The sequence below is a fragment of the Robinsoniella sp. KNHs210 genome (assembly GCF_000686105.1).
GTDB classification, from domain to species: domain Bacteria; phylum Bacillota; class Clostridia; order Lachnospirales; family Lachnospiraceae; genus Robinsoniella; species Robinsoniella peoriensis.
Genome location: NZ_JMLZ01000002.1, coordinates 5,611,238 through 5,632,649, shown reverse-complemented (window position 1 = coordinate 5,632,649; position 21,412 = coordinate 5,611,238). Strand labels below are relative to the sequence as shown.

Annotated in this window: 19 protein-coding genes and 1 riboswitch; of the genes, 1 reads left to right on the top strand and 18 read right to left on the bottom strand. The window is 43.0% G+C overall.

Features of this window, described 5'->3' with window-relative positions; all coding sequences use genetic code 11:
* Nucleotides 1–159: 159 nt before the first annotated feature.
* Nucleotides 160–1,914 (bottom strand): IS1182 family transposase, encoded by a 1,755-nt coding sequence (locus CD03_RS0130940; protein WP_027296932.1) that lies wholly within the window; start codon nucleotides 1,912–1,914, stop codon nucleotides 160–162.
* A 387-nt stretch (nucleotides 1,915–2,301) separates the two neighbouring features.
* On the opposite strand from CD03_RS0130940, the gene CD03_RS0130935 reads away from it, so the two are divergent.
* On the top strand, nucleotides 2,302–3,513 hold the full coding sequence (locus CD03_RS0130935) for an IS110 family transposase (protein ID WP_027296931.1): 1,212 nt from the start codon (nucleotides 2,302–2,304) through the stop codon (nucleotides 3,511–3,513).
* A 184-nt stretch (nucleotides 3,514–3,697) separates the two neighbouring features.
* Here CD03_RS0130935 and CD03_RS0130930 read toward each other — a convergent pair whose 3' ends face one another.
* The 17 genes from CD03_RS0130930 to CD03_RS0130850 form a co-directional block, all read right to left on the bottom strand.
* A complete protein-coding gene (locus CD03_RS0130930) occupies nucleotides 3,698–4,339 on the bottom strand; it encodes a precorrin-8X methylmutase (protein WP_027296930.1) in 642 nt (213 codons plus the stop codon).
* A gap of 81 nt (nucleotides 4,340–4,420) precedes the next feature.
* The gene (locus CD03_RS0130925; RefSeq protein ID WP_027296929.1) at nucleotides 4,421–5,932 is read right to left on the bottom strand and encodes a cobyric acid synthase; all 1,512 of its coding nucleotides are present in this window, start codon (nucleotides 5,930–5,932) and stop codon (nucleotides 4,421–4,423) included.
* Nucleotides 5,933–6,081: 149 nt separating this feature from the next.
* Nucleotides 6,082–7,185, bottom strand: a complete 1,104-nt coding sequence (locus CD03_RS0130920; protein WP_242849174.1) for a pyridoxal phosphate-dependent aminotransferase — start codon at nucleotides 7,183–7,185, stop codon at nucleotides 6,082–6,084.
* A 61-nt stretch (nucleotides 7,186–7,246) separates the two neighbouring features.
* A complete protein-coding gene (cbiB, locus tag CD03_RS0130915) occupies nucleotides 7,247–8,221 on the bottom strand; it encodes an adenosylcobinamide-phosphate synthase CbiB (RefSeq protein WP_027296927.1) in 975 nt (324 codons plus the stop codon).
* A 68-nt stretch (nucleotides 8,222–8,289) separates the two neighbouring features.
* Nucleotides 8,290–9,666, bottom strand: coding sequence for a cobyrinate a,c-diamide synthase (locus CD03_RS0130910; protein ID WP_027296926.1), 1,377 nt, complete (start codon nucleotides 9,664–9,666; stop codon nucleotides 8,290–8,292).
* Nucleotides 9,667–9,751: 85 nt separating this feature from the next.
* Entirely contained in the window at nucleotides 9,752–11,782 is a 2,031-nt protein-coding gene (locus tag CD03_RS0130905) for a bifunctional cobalt-precorrin-7 (C(5))-methyltransferase/cobalt-precorrin-6B (C(15))-methyltransferase (protein WP_027296925.1), read from the bottom strand.
* The gene (gene cobJ / locus CD03_RS0130900; protein ID WP_027296924.1) at nucleotides 11,775–12,506 is read right to left on the bottom strand and encodes a precorrin-3B C(17)-methyltransferase; all 732 of its coding nucleotides are present in this window, start codon (nucleotides 12,504–12,506) and stop codon (nucleotides 11,775–11,777) included. Before cobJ ends, CD03_RS0130905 begins: the two co-directional genes overlap by 8 nt.
* Complete coding sequence (locus CD03_RS0130895; protein ID WP_027296923.1) at nucleotides 12,499–13,554, bottom strand: cobalt-precorrin 5A hydrolase; 1,056 nt, start codon at nucleotides 13,552–13,554, stop codon at nucleotides 12,499–12,501. Before CD03_RS0130895 ends, cobJ begins: the two co-directional genes overlap by 8 nt.
* Entirely contained in the window at nucleotides 13,551–14,315 is a 765-nt protein-coding gene (gene cobM / locus CD03_RS0130890) for a precorrin-4 C(11)-methyltransferase (RefSeq protein ID WP_027296922.1), read from the bottom strand. Before cobM ends, CD03_RS0130895 begins: the two co-directional genes overlap by 4 nt.
* Nucleotide 14,316: 1 nt before the next feature.
* A complete protein-coding gene (gene cobI / locus CD03_RS0130885) occupies nucleotides 14,317–15,000 on the bottom strand; it encodes a precorrin-2 C(20)-methyltransferase (RefSeq protein ID WP_027296921.1) in 684 nt (227 codons plus the stop codon).
* Nucleotides 15,001–15,062: 62 nt separating this feature from the next.
* Nucleotides 15,063–15,581 (bottom strand): GNAT family N-acetyltransferase, encoded by a 519-nt coding sequence (locus CD03_RS0130880; protein ID WP_027296920.1) that lies wholly within the window; start codon nucleotides 15,579–15,581, stop codon nucleotides 15,063–15,065.
* Nucleotides 15,582–15,614: 33 nt separating this feature from the next.
* Nucleotides 15,615–16,775 carry a cobalt-precorrin-5B (C(1))-methyltransferase CbiD gene (gene cbiD / locus CD03_RS0130875; RefSeq protein ID WP_027296919.1) on the bottom strand — a complete coding sequence of 387 codons (1,161 nt, stop codon included), beginning with the start codon at nucleotides 16,773–16,775 and terminating at the stop codon, nucleotides 15,615–15,617.
* Nucleotides 16,776–16,907: 132 nt separating this feature from the next.
* Nucleotides 16,908–17,022, bottom strand: a riboswitch (cobalamin riboswitch).
* Nucleotides 17,023–17,200: 178 nt separating this feature from the next.
* Nucleotides 17,201–17,716, bottom strand: coding sequence for a EutP/PduV family microcompartment system protein (locus CD03_RS0130870; RefSeq protein WP_027296918.1), 516 nt, complete (start codon nucleotides 17,714–17,716; stop codon nucleotides 17,201–17,203).
* An 87-nt stretch (nucleotides 17,717–17,803) separates the two neighbouring features.
* Nucleotides 17,804–18,184, bottom strand: coding sequence for a BMC domain-containing protein (locus CD03_RS0130865; protein ID WP_027296917.1), 381 nt, complete (start codon nucleotides 18,182–18,184; stop codon nucleotides 17,804–17,806).
* Between the two features lie 114 nt (nucleotides 18,185–18,298).
* Nucleotides 18,299–18,658: a DUF1667 domain-containing protein gene (locus CD03_RS0130860; protein WP_027296916.1), complete on the bottom strand. Its 360-nt coding sequence runs from the start codon at nucleotides 18,656–18,658 to the stop codon at nucleotides 18,299–18,301.
* 3 nt (nucleotides 18,659–18,661) lie between these two features.
* Complete coding sequence (locus CD03_RS0130855) at nucleotides 18,662–19,918, bottom strand: NAD(P)/FAD-dependent oxidoreductase (RefSeq protein WP_044289785.1); 1,257 nt, start codon at nucleotides 19,916–19,918, stop codon at nucleotides 18,662–18,664.
* 1 nt (nucleotide 19,919) lies between these two features.
* Nucleotides 19,920–21,353, bottom strand: coding sequence for an NAD(P)/FAD-dependent oxidoreductase (locus CD03_RS0130850; protein WP_027296914.1), 1,434 nt, complete (start codon nucleotides 21,351–21,353; stop codon nucleotides 19,920–19,922).
* Nucleotides 21,354–21,412 lie beyond the last annotated feature (59 nt).

Here is a 21,412-nt window from a genome sequence, read left to right as displayed (position 1 = left end):
ATACTGATTTTTAAAGCCCCTACACCAAAACAAGCATATCCCGCAGATTTCCTTGCTTTTCAGCAAAGGACGTTCTGCGGGATATGCTTGTTTTTCTTTACTTCTCCTATTTTAGGGCGCAAAATCCCCTTTTACATATTTGTAGCTCCGCTCTGGCAGCTAAGCTGTCTTTTGATCAGATTTTCCTGCGTATTTCTCGATTTCATGGTAAAGAAACCGATGATATTTATTTATATTCCGGCCAATTGCATACAGCATGAATTCTTTATACACTTTTTCTGAATTGCGGTAATTGAACCGACGGAAGTTTTCGTTTTCCTTGATGTCCCCGAAGTGCCCTTCGGTCTGGATGGAACGGATCTGGCGCTTCAGGATCCCCTTCTCGCTCTGGATGTTGGCATTGGATGCTTCTTTCAGTTCCTCCCACTGCTCATTGATCTTCATGACTTTATTTCGGTCACTGTTTTTTTCCGCATTGTACTTATACAGACAACGGGATTTATGTTCACAGCCGCTGCAATCTGCACATCCATAGACTTCCCATGTCTGGCTATACCCGTCCTGCTCCTTACTTTCTGTCCGGATATGACGAAGCTCTCTTCCGTCATGACAGATATAGTAGCGCTCATCTTCAAAGATATGGGTTGTCATGTTGTAATATTTGCTGATATCTTCTTTATAGGCACGGGTTTTCCGTTTTTCGTGATCCTGGAGTTTGATATAACTGGCAATCCCATTGTGTTTCAGATACAAGAGGTTTTTCTCGCTGCAGTATCCGCTGTCTGCGGTCACTTCATCCAATACTTTACCAAAGGCTTTCTGATGCTTCTCCAAAACCGGGATCAGGGTGTTATAATCTGTACGGTCATTGCTCACGTATCCGTGAACGATGAAATAGTTCTCCACCGCGATCTGAACGTTGTAAGCTGGTTTTAACTGACCGTTGAGCATGTGGTCTTCCTTCATCCGCATAAACGTTGCTTCCAGATCCGTTTTGGAATAACTGTTGCGGTCTTTCCCCATGATTTTAAAGCATTCTTTATATCCCATCAGGCGGTTTCCGCATTCCTCCAGTTCCTCATACAGTTTTTGAAGCTCGGACTTCGTTTTTCCCTTACTGTGGACGATTGATATCCCCTCACCTTCTGTAATCTGCATCAGATTCTTCTGAAGCTTCAAAATCTCAAGAGGGGAGCAGTTATCTATTTCGATGATTGTATTGTTTGAGAGCTTCTTATGCTTTGTCAGTTTTCGTTTCCGGTTTTCATCAATCACACGTCTGACTTTTTCCATGCCTTCGATGATGAACATCTTTGCATCCCCAAGGTCATATTTCGCTGCATACTCATTTTCATGCAGAAGTGTATTGTACTTTTCATAAAGTGCATCTATCTTATCCAAGAGACCTGCAAGATGGTAATTGATGCTCCCTCTCCAGACAAAAGTATAGCGGTTTGCATTGGCTTCCAGCTTCGTACCATCAATAAAGAGTTCTTTGAGCGTGATCAGGCCCTCTTTTTTCAATCGGCGCATGAATTGGTAATTCAGCTCATCCAGAAGATTACCCGTCAGTTTTTTATTCTTGAATTCATAGAAAGCATCCCGCTTCGGTTTCTGCCCTTTTGTCAGCCAGATAAAAGCAAGGTCCCTTTCGCATAATTCAACAATACGGTCAACAGAACGCACTCCGCGCATGTTTGCGTAGGTAACGACAGCATACATCATGATTGGATTGTACCCGGTTCTTCCCTTATCTGAACAACAGGCAAGCAGGCCTGAAAAATCTAATTCCTCCATCACTTTTTTTAGGGTATAGACTGGATCGTCATCGGGTAAATGCAATTCGAAGAAACTGAAGTTAATTTTCTGTTGCCCTAAATCAAAAAATTCGTTATAATAATCTTGTTTAAGCATAGTTCTATTATAACATGGAACGGAGGAAAAGATGGTTGTCGTTAGCCATCTTTTTTTCTTTTTTAGGATATAGTTCAAGGGGAGGATGTGACCGATGATGGCCAAATCCTCCCCTGTTTTAGGCTATCTATTTCCCGACAGACAATCATGAGAGAATCTCACCACAATAAATGAAAACTGGATATTGGCTTTGCTCTATATCGTGGTATACTAAAGGTGCCGATAAAGTTGTAAGGGGACTGGTGCTATCAAGCCCGTGCGACAGACTGATCTTCAACCTCTTAGTGTACCACTTATTGTTTCCATCGTTTTTTGATGAGGACGCAGGACAGCCAACATTTATGGAAGAGGTTGCATCGGCTTATACTATATCGAGGAGGTATATTTATGGAAGTACTGTATAAGCGGTGTTGTGGAATTGACATTCATAAAAATATGTTAGTAGCCTGTGTTTTTATAAGTGTCAGAAAAAAAGAAATTCGTCAGTTTGGTACAATGACTGATGATATTTTACAGTTAACGCAGTGGTTAAAAGAAGTTGATTGTGAAATGGCTGCTATGGAAAGTACAGGTAGTTACTGGAAGCCTGTATATAACATCTTTGAAGAGGAGCACATTCCAGTTATTGTTGTGAATGCCCAGCATATAAAAGGCGTTCCAGGTCGCAAGACAGATGTGAAAGATGCTGAATGGATTGCTGATTTAGTCCGTCATGGTTTAGTGAAAGCAAGTTTCATTCCAAACCGGGAGCAACGAGAACTCCGTGAAATAACACGCTATCGTCAAGAATTGATTGAAGAGCGTGCACGAGAACTGAACCGAATCCAAACCGTTTTAGAAGGATGTAATTTAAAGTTAAGCTCTGTACTTACGGATGTCAGTGGAAAAAGTAGCATTGCTATCTTAAAAGCTATTGTTTCTGGGGAGACAGATCCTTATGTCCTAAGTCAGTTAGCAGAAGGAAAGGCACGCAACAAATGTACAGAACTACAACGGGCACTACGTGGCAGCATCCATTCACACCAGCAGTTGATGCTGAAACACCAGTTAGAGCATATAGAAACTTTGTCTAAAATAATTGAAGATATAGATTCTGACATAGAGGAAAAAACAAAACCAATGAATAAGCAGATTCAATTATTAGATGAGATACCTGGAGTAGGCAAAAAAAGTGCGGAACGGTTGCTTGCGGAAACAGGAATCGAAATGAATCAGTTTAAAAGTCAATCCAACTTTAGTTCTTGGGCGGGTTTAGTGCCTGAATGTAAAGAAAGTGCAGGAAAAAAGATGAGCACTCGGATACGTAAGGGGAACCAACATGTAAAATCAGTACTTGTTGAATGCGCACGATCTGCAATTCGAAATAAAAAGAGTTATTTCTACTCACGTTATCAACGAATTGCCTCACGTCGAGGAGGAAAAAGAGCTCTAATTGCAATTGCCCATTCTATGCTCGTTGCAATCTATCATATATTAAAAGACTTACAGCCTTACAGGGAACTTGGATGCGGTTATTATGACACTTGTAATCATGAGAAAATAATACAAAGAAATGTCCGTTCGTTAGAGCGGCTGGGAGTAAAGGTCGTAATTGAATAAGGTATTTGACTCTACAAAGGTAAAAGCCCACCAGAATCGGTAGGCTTTATTGTAATGCTTGTTATGGAACTGTCAGGAGTTACGTTTTCAGGACAGCCCCCTTTCCTTTTCTATCGAAATTTGACCTTTTCAACTTATTCTATCCTATTGCGACTTATTCTTTCTCATGCTGGCATAAGCATTGTTAATCCCGGTTATCATCAATCATGTACAACAGCGCATTACAGATACAGGCTGCTATATTGCTTCCGCCTTTTCTTCCCCGGGCAACAATATAAGGGACTTCTGTCTGCATAATCAATTCTTTGGACTGTACTACATTGACAAATCCAACCGGAACACCGATGATTAATTCGGGATCTAACTTTTTCTCTTCGATCAGTTCATAGATCCGTACTAATGCCGTAGGTGCATTTCCAATGGCAAAGATCAGCTTTTTTCCCATTGCAGCTGCTTTGTCCATGCTTGCGGTGGCCCTGGTACTTCCGTTGTCTCTGGCAGTCTGTGCCACATCTTCATCCGCCATAAAGCAGTATACCTCTCCGCCATATTTAGACAGGGCCTTTTTATTAATGCCTGCTTTTACCATCTGGGTATCGGTTACGATACATGCACCCTCTTTAATAGCCTCAATTGCCTTGGTAACTGCCCCTGTACTGAAACACAGATTGTCGGCATATTCAAAATCTGCACTGGTATGGATGCAGCGTTTGATGATCAGCTCCTGTTCTTTAGGAAGCTGTCTTGTTCCCAGCTCTTCTGTAATTATCTCAAAACTTCTTTTTTCTATATCCCTGGGTTTTACATTTTCTAATTCTACTTTCATGATGTCCTCCCATTACGCGGTCTGCGGTTTTCCAACGAGTTTCATGCTTAAATGTCTGCTGATACAGGCGATCAAAAATATTTAAATACCTGCTTCTAAAATGCGGTATATTTCCTTCATATCAAAATGCTTTCTCAGTTCGGAAGCCAGAATATCATACTGGGTCTCTTTAAATTCCTGGAAGTCTACACTGGTAATCTCTGTTGCATCAATACCTTTCATTCTTCCAAGAGACATAATTACTTCCTTAGCAACCTCTTCTTTATCGAATATGCCGTGTACATAGGAGCCATATACATGATCTCTGTACGCTCCGTCCGGTTTCTCCTTTGAATGGGTTACTCCATCGGATATGGATGTTAAAGGTACACAGCCTTCTTTTAAAGTACTGCTTCCCATATGAATCTCATAGCCTTCCAGTCTTACACCGGACAGGCTGCTTAGTGCTCCGTCTATCTCGCCAAAGGTACCGGATACCCTGGTTCTTGTCTTTTCTTTTTCAAATACAGTATCCATAGGCAAAAGTCCCATACCTTTGATCTCTCCGCCTGCTTCTACTCCACTTGGATCTGACAGCGTCTCACCCAGCATCTGGTATCCGCCGCAGACCCCAAAAATAATCTTTCCTGCAGCTGCCTGCTTAAGCACCGCTGCCTCCAGACCATTCTGACGCGTCCACAGCAGATCTTCCATGGTATTTTTAGTGCCCGGTAAGATAATCATATCCGGATTCTTCAGCTCGGAAACTGAATGTACATAGCGCAGCGAAACACCCTCCATGCTTTCGAACGGATTAAAATCTGTAAAATTGGATATTCTCGGCAAGCGGATCACTGCTATGTCAATTAATCCGACTTCCTGATTCCCGGAGAAACGCTCCGTCAGGCTGTCTTCATCTTCCACTTCAATATGCAGATAGGGCGCTACTCCTACTACAGGAATACCTGCCCTTTCTTCCAGCATTGCAACTCCCGGTTCCAGAATTGTCTTGTCTCCCCGGAATTTATTGATAATCAGGCCCTTTATCATTGCCTTTTCATCTTCTTCCAAAAGCATCACTGTACCAACCAGCTGTGCAAATACACCGCCTCTGTCAATATCTCCTACAAGAAGAACAGGCGCTTTTGCCATTTTCGCCATGCCCATATTTACAATATCTTCCTGCTTCAGATTAATTTCAGCAGGACTTCCTGCACCTTCGATTACAATAATATCGTAATCTTCTTCCAGTTTATGATATGCGCGCAGCACATCCGGAACCAGATTCTTTTTATATGCAAAATACTCTCTTGCGCTCATATTCCCCACAACTTCCCCATTTACAATCACCTGAGAACCAATATCGTTTGTGGGTTTTAAGAGAATGGGATTCATGTATACAGATGGCTTGATACCGGCAGCTTCTGCCTGCATCACCTGGGCACGGCCCATCTCAAGGCCTTCCTCCGTTATAAATGAATTTAAAGCCATATTCTGTGATTTAAAAGGTGCTACTTTGTATCCATCCTGCTTAAAAATTCTGCAAAGCCCCGCCGCTAACAGACTCTTGCCTGCATTAGACATGGTCCCTTGCACCATAATTGCTTTTGCCATATTTATACCCATTGCATATTGCAGTCCTGCCTGCAATACTGCCACAATAAAACAGGTTGAAAGAATCACACTGTGGCTTCCTTTCTATATCATAATTTTCTTTCAACCTTATCCTCCCGCATATCGCAGATCGAGCCTGCAATACTGCATTAATTTTGTGTATTTACAATCTCCTGCATGATCCCGATTAACTCTTCATTTTCCTTATGCGTTCTAACGGCAATGCGGAAATAACCCGCTTTCAGACCATAATAATTACTGCAGTCCCGAATTAAAATACCCAGCTTTTTACATTCCTGTGCCAGATTCTCCTGACCATAGAAAAACAGGAAATTGGCGCTTGAATCATAAACCTTAAATCCCAGCTCCTTCAATTTCAATGATAAATACTGACGTTCCTCCCGGATCAGCGCCTTGCTGTTTTCTACAAAACCAACTTCACGAAGTGCTGCTGTCCCCGCCATCTGTGCCGGTATGGATACATTCCAGGGCTGTACCGTTTCCGTCATTTTCTCTAATAAAGCCTGATTGCTGCAGAATCCATACCCCAGGCGTAATCCCGCCATAGCGTAGAGTTTTGTAAATGCCTTTAATATAAACAAATGATCATTGGAAGCAATTTCCTTCTTCATGGTATAAGCCGCAGCATCATCTAAAAAGTCATTAAAACATTCATCTACAATCATCCAGACTCCGCATATCCGGCATTTTTCCAGGATCTGATCCAAAAAATTCTTAGGGCAGGTCAGACCTGTGGGGTTATTTGGAACACATAAGAATAACAAATCCAAATCCGGTGTAATGGCTTCCAGGTAATCCTCCTGAAGTTCAAATCCCTGCTCCTCACTTAACAGATAATAAACCACCTCACAGCCATTGACACGAAGTGCCTGCTCATACTCAGCAAATCCCGGTGCTGCCAGTAATGCTTTTTTCGGTTTGATTGCTGCCGACAGGGAAAAAATCAACTCCGCCGCACCATTTCCACAGATGATATGATCCTTCTCAATTCCTTCCTGTGAAGACAATGCCTCCCGAAGCTTGCCACAGTGGATATCCGGATAATTTGCCGAATTTAAAATTCCTTCGTATGCCGCCTGAACCACTGCTTTTGGCATTCCCAGGGGATTGATATTCGCAGAATAATCCATTTTTACTTCCTGAGAATAGATGTCTCCACCATGTTTGTGTTTATTGATAACCATTTCCGAGGAATAGATGTCTTCACCATGTTTGTGTTTATTGATAACCATTTCCTTGTCCTCTCGGGAGCCTGTACACGCTCCACTCTTCCTGATTCTTTTCTTTATCTGATTACATAAAGATAAATCCCCATACTGCCAGTTTTACCACAGCGAATGCAAATAAAGATAGTATAGCAGTAGCATAAAGCAAAACGTTTGCACGTTTAATATCTTCAGGCTCTACCGCCCGGATCGGATCTCCAATCGTTGGCTTTTTATACAATTTTCCAAAATAACAGGCATCACCTGCCAGCTGTATCTGCAGTGCTCCTGCCATTACCGCCTCTGTCTGTGCGGAATTGGGACTTGCGTGATTATAACGGTCCCGTTTATAGATCCGGAAGGCATCTTTACTCGAAAGCCCCGCAAGAAAGGATGCCCCTATCATGAGATATGCACAAAGCCTTGCCGGAATATAATTGACCACATCATCTAACTTTGCCGCAAATCTGCCAAAGTAAAGATATTTATCATTTTTATATCCTACCATAGAATCCATAGTATTGACCGCTTTATAAAAATATCCAAATACAGCACCGCCAATTGCCATAAAAAGCATTGGGGCGATGATTCCATCTGAAGTGTTCTCTGCAACTGTTTCTACCGCTGCTTTCGTTACTCCGGTTTCATCCAGACTTTTGGTATCACGTCCCACGATCATAGACACAGCATACCGGCCGCCTTCCAGATCTTTCTCTTTTAGCTTGTCATAGACCTTCATACTCTCTGATTTTAAAGATTTCGTTGCCAAAAGCTGATAGCACATAATTGTTTGTAAAATAAAAACCAATGTACTGTTTACCAAACCTGCCAGATACAAGATCAGCCATGGTACCGCTGTCGTTACTCCTGCAACGATCACAACCAGTACAACGCCTGCTGTAAGTTCTCCTTTTTCTGTTTTCGGAAAAAGTTTTCTAAGCCCTTTTTCCGTAACTGAAATAAGATTTCCCACCAGCCGGATGGGATGATAGATAAAATGCGGATCTCCAATAAGCAGATCCAGCAGAAAACCTAATATTAATGCTAATATGGATGATAGCATCCTTCTCTTCCTCCACTCTCGCTTCGTTACTTACCCGCTGTTTACCGGCTTATGATACAACCGGTGGATCATAACGGATCTTCCTGTAATGCTCTGTACGATACACACTCTTTCAAGAACCGGTATGGCACCCCGGGATTGGAATAATAATACAAATGTGGAAAACCTGCAATCATATGATCTGTTTTGCAGATACATTCCCACTCCCGTTTGCCCACAGGTTTTCTGGCGTAAAAACTGCCGCCCGTATTTGTACTGTCAAAATAATGGAACTCATGCGCCTTTATAGTACCGATATCCATCCCCAGTAATTGATCCTCCCGTGGTGTTAAATCGATATATCCAAACCTTCCAAGCTTTTCGGTACGGTATGCCCTGCCGGAAATCACCCCTGCCATTTCATAGGTATTCCCATTCATATCTTCCATCTCTTCATGCAGATACATATATCCGCCGCATTCCGCCATACAGGGAAGTCCGGACTCTATTTTCTCCTTAATATCCTGCCGCATAATTTTATTTTGATACAGCTCATTTGCATACAGCTCCGGATAACCTCCATATAACAGCAATCCATCTGCCTGATCCGGAATCTTCGAGTCTGCCAGCGGAGAGAAATATACCAGTTTAGCTCCCATTTCTTCCAGAATACGAAGGTTGTCCTGATATATAAAACAAAAAGCTTCATCTAAAGCTACTGCAATAACCGGATTTCCCTCCACCTTTTCCATTTTCGGTGGATTGCCGCTGATGGACGGTGCCGTACCTGCCAGCTCAATCAGACCGTCTATATCCAGGCTCTTTTCCAACACGGAAGCAAGGTTTTTCAGCTTGGCTTCCAGATCTTTGACTTCATCCGGCAAAACCAGCCCCAAATGCCTGCTTTCAATGAGACAATCTGTTATCTTAGGTACATAACCGTACACCCGGATTCCAATCTCTTCCTCAATGGCTGCCTTTATTTTTGGATAGAGCATTGGCGACATCTGGTTCAGGATCACTCCTTTTAGATGGCTGTCCGGTTTGTATTCCACAAATCCTTTTATCTGTGCAAGAACCGATATACTCATTCCGCGGCAATTTACAACCATTACCGATGGAGTATCCGTCGCCACTGCAAGTTCATAAGTACTGGCGGTCACAGAAGTTCCTCCCAGTCCGTCATAGAACCCCATTACTCCTTCCATCACAGAAATATCGGTATCTTTTGCCGTTCTGGTAAACAGATATCTGGTCACCTCCGGATTGGTAAAGAACAGATCCAGATTCGCAGATTTTGCTTTAATTACTTTGCTATGAAACATGGGATCTATATAATCAGGACCGCTTTTAAAGGATGAAACTTCCATTCCCCGTTCACGCAATGCCTGCAGAATGCCGCAGGTAATCAGAGTTTTTCCACTGCCGCTTGCACCTGCGGTGATTAAAATTCTCGGTTGATGCATATTGCCTCCTTTCGAAGCAGGCTCCAGCGCATTTGAAAATTCATTCCCGCTCTATTGCCTCCCGGCATAAATACACCGGAAGGCACTAGTGATTCCCTGTACAGGAAATAATATAAACCGGATTCTGCCCCATCATCATATGATAATGTCCTACTTCTTTTGATTTCCCTACTGACACTGCAGCAATATCCGTTTCTTTAACCGGAAGTTCTTTCAGGCAGTGCAGCGCTTCTGCCACCGTCTCCAGGGCAATGGCATTGATTACAATTCTTGCTGCAGGATTCTTATCCAGAATCAATTCCATAATCTGTTTCAGATTTCCTGAGGAACCTCCAATAAACGCATGGGTCGGAGCCGGGAGATCTTCTAATGCCTCCGGTGCCAGCCCTTCTATCACTTTCAGATTTGGAACAGCAAATTTTTTCCTGTTTTCACCGATCAGATTTACTGCTTCTTTCTTCTTTTCAATCGCATAAACAAAGCCATTACATGACTGCAGCGCCATTTCAACAGAAACAGAACCTGTCCCTGCACCTACGTCATAGATCACGGAATCCTCTTTTAAACGAAGTTTTGATAATGAAATACTGCGCACTTCACTCTTTGTCATCGGCACCTTATCTCTTAAAAATGCTTCATCTTCGATACCATGAGTGACCACCATGGAAGCATCCTGATTTTCTATCAATACTACGGAAAGTTTTTCAAAGGATTCTTGTGCCATAGACTTCGCCGTACCACTTAGAATACGTTCATTGGAATAGGATAGGTTTTCTCCGGCATACACCATCACATCAGAGAACCCATAACTGCACAGGTTCCTGCACAGCTGATTTACACCATCCTGCTGCCCGATTAGTGCAAATACCTTTTTATAACGCTTCACTGCTGCAATTGCATTTGCCTCTCTGCCGTGAAGACTTATCAGATGAACATCCTCCCAGGCCGTATGCAGTTTACCGCAGAAATAGACAACGGAAGATATCCCGGAATAAACCTCCGTCCTGAAATCCTCAAATAAATCCAGCATTTTTTTTGCCCCGCTGTAGAATCCAATATCGCCCGACAACAAGACTGCGATCTTTTTATATTCGGGATGCTGTTCCACAAAGTCTTTGATTTCATTATCCCTGTAGGCTGCAAAAACGGGTTTGCCAAGCTCTACCACTGTATCCAGGATTCTCTTTGCCCCAATCAGAACATCTGCTTCCACACAGGCGCCAAATGCTTCTCTTGTCATATTTTCCGGCGTACCCATACCAATACCAATCAGAGATACCAGACGTTGTTCTTTCTTTTCTTTCTGATTTAATATACCGAATCTCCGGTTTAACAGTTCCAGTATTTCTCCCATGGAATATCCGGTTTCCTCTACCGGTCTGCCAATCAGAACCACTTGTGCTCCCGCTCGTCTGGCAGCCGTTATTTTTTCTTCAAATCCCCCTGATTTTCCGGAATCCTTTGTAACCAGATAAGAAGCTTTTATCTGCTTTAACATGGCAATATTTAATTCTTCTGAAAATGGACCCTGCATACAGATCAGGTTTTTACCCTGAAAACCTAACTTTGCACATGCTTCTGCAACTTCTGGTGTAGACAGCACCCTGGCAAAAATGCGGTTCTGGTAATCCGGGATTGCCGTATATTTTGCAAGTTCCTTACTTCCGGTTGTAACAAGCACATTCCCCTCTGTATTTTTAAGAAATTCCACTGCCTCATCTATGGAAGAAACGACAGTAATATCTTTATTCTCCCGGATATTGCTATTTCCTCTTAAAAGGCGTAAATACTCAGTGCCGCACTGTTTACAGGCATTTTGGATATTTTCGGAAACAGCTACTGCATAAGGATGGGTGGCATCGATTACCAGAGTAATCTGTTCCACTTTCATCAAATCTTCCATCTGTCCTGTGGTTAACCGCCCGGTATGCACTTTCATTCCGGGAGCTGCTTCTTTATCTGCATCAGACACAACATTTGAAGAAATCAGCTGCCCGCCATACTCTGTGGCTGTACATACATGAATTTCCACATCCTTATCCACTGTCCCGGTGCACAAATGCCCTGCAAGTTCACGGCCTTCTGTTGTCCCTGCAAATATAAGGATCTTATCCATGTCTGTATCCTCTCGGCGTAACCATTTTCCCATCTATTTCCTTTGTCTGGGAATTACCGATAAATACGGTGGTAAACATATCGACTTTTGTATCACGCAGTTCTTTTAAAGTCATTACCTGCATGGTTTCTCCTTCTCTGCCAATATTCATTACAATACCGCAGACTGTTTCCGCTGCCTTTGCCTGCATCATAAGATCACAGGCCTTTTGCAGATAATCATGACGTTTTTTACTGGACGGATTATACAAGCAAATAACAAAATCGGCTTCCGAAGCAAGGACAAGCCTTTTTTCAATTTTTTCCCAGGGTGTTAAAAGATCACTTAAGCTGATTAATGCAAAATCGTGGATCAAAGGTGCGCCAAGTACAGCCGCTCCGCCGGTAGCAGCAGTGACACCCGGGATTACTTCTACCTCAATCTCAGGATACCCGGAACCGATCTCCAGCATCAGACCGGACATACCATATACGCCGGCATCTCCGCTGCAGATCATCGCTACATTTTTTCCTTTTTTTGCTTCCTCAAATGCGAGTACACAGCGATCCACCTCTTTGGTCATAGGTGTGGTAAGGAATTCTTTTCCTGCAAAATGTTCTTTAACCAGGTCTACATAAACAGTATATCCGATAATGGTATCGCAGCTGTTCAGTGCATTAGCCGCACGCATAGTCATCTGTTCATATTCTCCCGGTCCAATTCCAACTACATATATTTTATTCAAATTCAACACTCCATTCTCTTAGGGCAATGGCTGTTGTAATGCCATGTGCCGCTTTCTTTTTTTGTATTAATCTGCCGCCTAAACTGCCAAGTTGTGCACTTCTTTCGCAGACATTAGATACCCCTGTAATTTCTTTCACAAATTCGGATTCCGTAAAAACTCCTTCTGCCTTTAAAAGTTCATCTTTGCTGTAAGTAATAAAGGGAATATTATATTTTTCGCAGAAACCCAGGATCCCCGGTTCTTCAGCCTTCAGATCGATACTTGCAATCTGTTCAATTCCATGTATGGACACCCCTGCTTCGCTAAGGGAGTCAAGCACGGCTTTCTCAATCTCTGATTCATCCGTTCCTCTCCTGCAGCCGATTCCAATGGTTACAATTTGGGGTATCAGATGCAGGGTCTGTTTAAATGGCTGGTTTTCGGTATGCAGAGACACTGATATCCCATTTGTCCCTTCGAATACCTGCTCTTTGGTTACCGGAATGATTTCATCCGGTATCTGATCCAGCACCGGGAAATCACTGTAAAATCCCACTGGCTTTTCATCCAGCACATCTGCAGAAATTTCCTTTGCATAAGTCATATTTTCAATATACAATCTGTTTTTCTTCGCAAATACATCTACGGCAAACCTGCCATTTACATCCGTAGCAGTTGTAATAACAGGAATAGCACCTGTCAGATTGGCAAGCACTCCCACCAGATCATTAGCACCGCCCAGATGCCCTGATAACAGAGAAATTGCAAAAATGCCTTTCTCATCCATGACAACTACGGCAGGGTCTTTTGTCTTATCCCTTACAAAAGGAGCAATGCTGCGAACTGCTATCCCCGACGCCCCAATAAAGCAAATGGCATCACAACTGGCAAACATCTCTCCCGTCCATTCCTGAAGCGGTTTTGTCAAAGGCATTAACTGATGCGACCCGGCGTATTTTTTAATTGCAAACGCTTCACAGCAGTACCCCTGCATTGCCAAAGCTTCCGACAGATTGCGGCAGAGCCTGCTCCCCCGTTGGGTAAAGCTTATCATTGCTAATTTCATATTAACTCCGTGGCTTCCCGAAACTCTGTTGTAAATGCCGGGTTGTATAATTCTGATCGGTCATAATGGCTGTGGCTTACCACATCGCCAATGATCATAAGCGCTGTTTTCGTAATATTATTCTCTGCTGCCGTTTTCGCCAGTGTTCCCACTGTGCAGACAAATGCTTTTTCGTCTTCCCAGGTAGCTTTGTATACGATGGCAGCAGGTGTATCTGCGGTATATCCACCGGCAATCAAACGCTCTGACAATTTTTCCAGCATCCCGGTACTTAAGAAAACAACCATGGTTGCCTGATGTGCTGCAAAAGAGGCGATTTCTTCTTTTTCCGGTACCGGTGTACGGCCTGCCATTCTGGTAATAATAACACTTTGTGATACATTTGGCAGCGTATATTCCAGATTTAGTGCAGATGCCGCACCGCTGAAGGAACTCACTCCGGGACAGTAATCATACTGGATCTTCTTTTCATCCAGGACATCCATCTGCTCACGAATTGCTCCATACAGACACGGATCACCCGTATGCAGCCTTACCGTAGTAAGACCTTTTTCCTCAGACTCAAAGAAAACGTCCAATACCTCTTCCAAAGTCATCTTCGCACTGTTATAAACTGTACAGTCCTCCTTTTTATAATCCAGAAGCTGCGGATTCACAAGAGAACCTGCATAAATGATAACATCTGCCTCTTCCAATAATTTCTTCCCGCGGACTGTAATTAAATCTGCCGCTCCCGAACCTGCTCCTACAAAATGTACCATTTTAGTTCTCCTTTACAATAATTAATGAGTAATATCCGGCATCTTCCGGTATTTCTTCCACCGTTCGGTAGATCTTTTCATTTTCCATGCCGCAGTTTTCTATCATAACTGCACTTTCATTTCTATTTCGCAGTTCTTCTTTTACCCTGGCCATCTTTTTACCTGCTTTCATCAGTACCTTCGTACCGGGAAGCTGTAAAGCATCTTCAATCTGATAAGATGCCGGTATGACGTGCAACGGCTCTGCCTTTTCTACCAGCCCCATATTTAAGCGGGCGGCAACTGCGCAAAACGAAGTAATACCGCTCACGATCTCTACTTCATATCCACGGTCCTGAATTCTTTTATGTATATATAAATAAGTGGAATACACCGTTGGATCACCCAGCGTTAAAAAGGCAACATTTTTTCCTTCTTTCAGATATTTTTCAACCTGGTCTGCACCTTCGTTATGACTGGCTTCCAGCTTTTCATGATCTTTTGTCATAGGCATATGTACGGCTATAATCTCTTTTTCATCCAGTTCCTTCACAGCCTGCTTTGTGATCTGATATGCCACACTTTCTTCTTTCACTTTTCCCGGCACTGCAATCACATCACTCTCCTGAATGATACGGACTGCTTTTAATGTCAGTAATTCCGGATCTCCCGGTCCGATTCCCAAACCAAATAATTTTCCTGTCATTTTGTCATCCTTTGCCACATGCATACCGCCGCTCTGTGGCTTCCTTTCTCCTACATAATTTTTTATGTCTGATCTCTTTTTACTGAAAATATATAATGTGGCATATCCATGCCGTAATAATGTTTAACAAACTGTCCTTTTTGTGTCATTCCATTTCTTCTGGCGACATTTTGGGAAGAAATATTTGTATCACGTATGATCGAATATACTTCTTTCACCCCTAATACTTCAAATGCATATTTTTTACATGCAGCGGCTGCTTCCGATGCATAACCCTGATGCCAGTAAGCCTTTTGAAACAGATACCCCACTTCATGAACCTCCACACCATCTATATCCTGCATGGTAATGCCGCACTGCCCAATCATTTCATTACTTTCTTTTAAGATAACGGCCCACAAACCAAACCCATACTGCCGATATCTCATGATCTGACGATCCAGCCATTCATGCGCTTCCTGATCCTCAAAGGCATGTTCATAAGCGCGCATAACTTCCTGATCTTTTAACATTTTGCAAAGAGCCGGAAAATCTTCCTGTTCCATCTCCCGCAAATATAATCTCTCTGTCTCCAATATCATTTTACTGCGGCTTCCTTTCTATTTAAAATTTACTTAACTTCCTTCTTTCATCTCAAAATGGCCCATTAATTCCGGTACACTGCCCGTTATACCCAGGGTTCCGTATTCATTGGAAAAAAGAATAACGCCTGTTTTCAGACTTCCATAAGAACGGTTATTTAAATAAAAATCAATCTTTTCCAGTACATGACTCATAGTCTCTTCCATGCAGCCATAGTCCTTTAATATGCCTAATGCTTCTTCCGTTGTAATCGTCCGCAGAATTTTCTGAACTGCTTCTATTGGCGCACCCGCCCGGACAGCATTGGCTGCCATAATCTCAGCCCTGGAATCTGCACACCTGGAGTGGGTGTTCATAATTCCGCCTGCAACCTTTATAAATTTTCCAACATGTGCTATGAACAATATGCCTTTCATTCCAAGCTCTACCGCCATATCAATTGTATCACCCACATAATTGCTGCATTTCATGGAATTGGTAAGATCAATATTCAGGTGGTCTTTGGAAAAAGCTTCTCCATAATTCCCGGGAGTAATCACCAGATATTTTGCTCCATTTGCTTTCTTCATCTCCATTTCAAGACGGATACTGGCAATTAACGCCGCTTCACTCATCGGTACTACAATGCCGCTGGTACCTAAAACGGAAATGCCTCCTTCTATGCCAAGCCTTGGATTAAATGTTTTTTTTGCAATTTCTTCCCCTTCCGGTATGGATATTTCCACTGCAATTCCCCCCGGATAATCCTGTTCTTCGCAGATTTCGGTGACGGCTTCCCGGATCATCTGGCGGGGCACTCTGTTAATGGCTGCTGCACCTACCGGCTGCTCCAGGCCTTTCTTCGTAACCCTTCCAACTCCTTTGCCACCATCAATAGTGACCCCCTTCTCTGCTGTTTTCCATACTTTTGCATAGACAAGAGCTCCTGTTGTAGCGTCCGGATCATCGCCCCCATCCTTACGCACTGCACAGGTAACCTCACCATCTCCCCGGTTAATCTCTTCCAGCGTTAAATGGAGCAAAATACCTTTTGGCGTCATTAAATCAACTTTAGCCACATCTTTTTTCATCAAAAGCATCATAACTGCCGCCTTTGCTGCTGCTGCTGCACAGGAGCCGGTGGTATATCCATATTTCAGCTTTTTATTATTTTTAATAATATAATAATCCTGTAATCCATTATCCTGATCCATAAATGATCCTTTCCATTTTGTTACAAATAAGAAGCCAGAAAATGATTGTACAACAAAAAATCCGTTGTCAAATACACTATCAGACAACGGTTTCCATACAAAAAATATACTCCCCGGTTGCCGCAGGGAAATACAATACAAACAACATAAGCAGGTATCTGACTATACAGTAACGGACTTGTGCGGGACTTTCACCCGTCTTCCCTATTATCCTGCCGGGGCAGGAACTTATATTGACTCTATTTTTCTACAAATTATTATATTATTTACGGTGGATTCTGTCAACTGAAACTGTAGGATTTACCGGGCAATTGTTTTCTCAATATAAAAAGCCTGACATTCACCCAATCCCAAAGTACATTTCACAAATGCACCTCAAAAAAGGTATGTAAACACCAAGCTTTCATTCCCTATATACCATATCACTATTCATTTTCTTCTTCATCTGCGAATTTTGTTGAAAGAACTTTCCTGGGCTTTTCCGCCTCATCTTTATCCCATGGCAGGACATCTCCGGGATCTCTTAAATAATCCAGAATCTGCCAGATTCCTTCTCCGGTATAAGAACTTACACGAAACACCGTCTCACATCCGGAAAGTCTGAGCCAGCGTTCGGCACGGTCAGGATCACCGGTCGGGGAATCAATCTGTGTTACAATTCCAATTACCGGCCTGGTCGAACACGCAGTGACACAGGGAGGAAACAAAGAATATGGTTCATCTGCATTAATTAAAAGTCCCACCACGTCTGCTTCATAGGCATAAAGTGCCAGGGCACGTCCCAGGCGGTTTGTCTCTGCGTACTCTCCGGGCGTGTCTATGACAACATCAAAGTGATTTATGTATTGTGTTTTATGGTAATGGATGGTATCACCTTTGAGTGCCTGACGAAGCGTCGTCTTACCACACTCGCTTCTTCCCATTAATATAATTTTTTTCATATTTATTCCCCTGAATAGTGCAATCTGGCTTGTGCCATTCCCAAATCAGCAGTGTGAAAACGATTTACTTTCACCTGCAAAGTTCCATCAGGTTCTGGTAATTTCACAAATCGTAAATTTTAACTTATCTTCCAGATATTTATTAATTGCCTGCATTGCAGCTTCTACTTCCGAAATTCTGCCGGTGAAAATTAGTGTTCCGCTGAATCTGTCAATAAATCCAAGATCAATATTGGCTGTCTTCACTGCCATGTCCCCAGCTATAACTGAAATCTCTGCCGGGCTCATACTTAAAATTCCAATTGCTGCACGCTGATAATCCAGCTGTGGGTCTAATCCCAGCTTGCGGTAAACAATCGGATCCGGGCTGGCGATCACGTGTGCCAGTGTTACCTGTTTGCCAGGTACCAATTCCTGTACGATACGCATTTTATGCTCACCAGGTGTATTAAAACCATCTAAATTCATCCTGTACCCCTTCTTTGCTATTTATTTTCGCACCATTTAATATCTTAATAATACAACAAAATCCCACATAATACAAGACAATTTTAAAGTTTTTCCTTTTGTTTTTAATTGTTTTTAGAATACATTTTTTGTTGCTACGATATCTGTCTGCGTACCTGCCACATTACTCAAAATCACGTCTCCAATATGCACAGGAGCCTGAACTTCGATGCCCTTAAGCGCCTTCATGCAGCTGAAAATTTTATCTTTGCTGATATCTGTTTTTGTTTTCACGGATACCCTGGCAATGCTGCCTCCCTTTACTGCTACCGTTGAAGTTACAATTCTGGTGGGATGGGTGCATTCTTTCCTGCCATATGCCTCGCCCCTCCTGCATGAATTTCCCTCCACCTGCTGCACCTGATTTCCTTCCAGTGTTACCGTCAGAGCGCATCCCAGCGGACAGCCAATACAGGTTAATTCTCTTTTTTCCATGCTCTATGCCTCCTCTATCTTCACTGTAATACACTGCAGGGCTGGAAATCTGTCCAAATCAGACTTTTTCAGCTTTAGTTCTTCCATCTCTCCCGGTACCATTATTTTTTTCTTTCTGTGAAGTATCCGTTCCTCATCAAAATACATGCTGATATAATTATTTTGATACACATTACCCACACGAAATCGCAAAATTATTTCTTCCTCAATATTAACCGGATGTATGAATCCGGGAACAGTATAGCGCACACCCTGTGTTCCGGTTACTTCTATCCCCTTCTCTTCCTGCAGTCCTCCGGCAATATACTTAGCCGCAGCCTTTCCGGCACAGGCAGCCTCCTGTGATACAAAATCCACCAGATCATGTACATGCAGGACATTTCCGCATGCAAATATTCCACTGACACTTGTCTGCATGCTTTCATCCACCTGCGGTCCGTTTGTCGCCGGAACCATATCAAGCCCCAGATTTACAGACAGTTCATTCTCCGGTATTAATCCTACCGACAATAACAGCGTATCACAGGACACATATTCTTCGGTCCCTGCAATGGGCTTTTTGTTATCTCCCACCTTTGCTGTTGTTACCCCTCTCAGGCGGTCTTTCCCATGAATTTTTACGACCGTAGTGCTCAGACGAAGGGGAATCCCAAAATCATCCAGGCACTGTACAATGTTACGTTTCAAACCTCCGGAATAAGGCATTAGTTCTGCCACGAGTTTCACCTTAGCCCCTTCAAGGGTCATTCTTCTTGCCATAATCAGACCAATATCACCGGAACCCAGAATAACTACTTCTTTTCCGGGCATCCGCCCTTCTATATTGACCAGCCGCTGGGCAGTTCCCGCTGAAAAAATTCCCGCCGGACGAAATCCCGGGATATTTAAGGCACCTCTTGGACGCTCCCTGCATCCCATTGCCAAAACGACCGCTTTCGCGCGTAACTGAAGGATACCGTCTTTCGGATTGACGGCTGTCACCTCTTTATCCTCAGAGATGCTAAGCACCATGGTTTCCAATTTATACGAAATATTATAATCCGCTGCTTTTTCGATGTATCTGGCTGCATATTCCGGTCCAGTCAATTCTTCCTGAAAAGTGTGCAGTCCAAAACCATTATGGATACATTGATTCAGAATTCCACCAAGCTCATTTTCCCGCTCCAGAATTAAAATATGCTCTATTCCATTTTCTTTTGCTGCTATTGCCGCCGCCAGTCCGGCAGGACCTCCGCCAACTACAATGATATCATATTCCATTTTACTCCTCCCTTTTGCTGTCAGCAATTACATTGGAACCTCTCCCGGACTTGCATATCTCTTCCTGAGGTATATCAAGCTCCCTTGACAGAATTTCCAATACTCTGGGAGAACAAAATCCCGCCTGGCATCTTCCCATACCTGCTCTTGTCCGGCGTTTGACTCCGTCTAAGGTTTTCGCTCCCAGCGGCCTGCGTACCGCATCCAGAATTTCTCCTTCTGTGATGGTTTCACAACGGCAGACCACTCTTCCGTAAGCTGGGTTTTCTGCAATCAGAACATTAGCCGCTTCTGCTTCCATATCCCTTAGGAAATGTATCCCTTTTCTTTTAGCCTGAAAGTCTGTCTTTTTAACTGCTTTCATTTTTTTTGCTGCTATTTCTGCAACCATAACACCAATGGCCGGCGCACTGGTAAGCCCTGGTGAATCTATTCCTGCAGCATTGATAAACCCGGGTGCATCCTCTGCCTCTCCAATGACAAAATCCCTTCCCTTTTCATGTGCCCGCAGTCCGGCAAAAGATGTAATCACCTGACGGACAGGCACTTTTTCGGAACTTTTTAACGCTTTGTCAATTACCTGGGCAATACCTTCTGCCGTTGTAGCGGTATCTTCCCGATCGGTAATATTTTCTGCTGTAGGTCCTATCATTAAATTTCCATGTACGGTAGGTGTGATTAAAACACCTTTTCCCAAATTTGTGGGAAGTTGAAACACCGTAGTATTTACAAAATTTCCTGCCTTCTTATCCAACAGGCAATACTCCCCTTTTCTCGGTACAATCGAAAGCTTTCTGCTGCTCACCATATTGTTGAACACATCTGCATTTACACCGGCAGCATTAATAACTACCTTTCCCTCAAAATCTCCTTTACTTGTTGCCACCCTATACCCGGCATCGGATTTTTCAATGCCCCTTACCTCGGTATCAAAGTAAAATGCAGTTCCATTTACAAATGCATTTTCAGCCATGGCAGCCGTTAATTCAAACGGGCAGATAATCCCGCCTGAAGGCGCATATAATAATGCCTGTACCTCATCTGATATATTTGGCTCGATTTCTTTCATTTCCGTTCCTGTTATAATGCGAAGCCCTTTTACCCCATTTTGCTCGCCTTGTGCCTTAAGCAGCTCAAGCCTGCCCGTTTCACTTTTTGAGAAACACAGCACAACAGAACCATTTCTTTTAAATGGAATATCCAATTCTCTGGCTGTATCCTCCATCATCTCATTACCCAGAACATTTAACCTGGCTTTTAGCGTGCCCGGTTTGGCATCATGTCCCGCATGGACAATTCCACTGTTTGCTTTTGATGTTCCACAGCAAACATCCGGTTCTTTTTCTAACACACAGATATCAAGCTGATATCTGGATAACTCTCTGGCAATGGACGAGCCGATTACCCCTGCCCCGATTATAATTACATCCATCATGCTTATACCCTCTGCGTATTACAGGCCCCCTGCAATACCGCCACTATTAAAATAAGTTG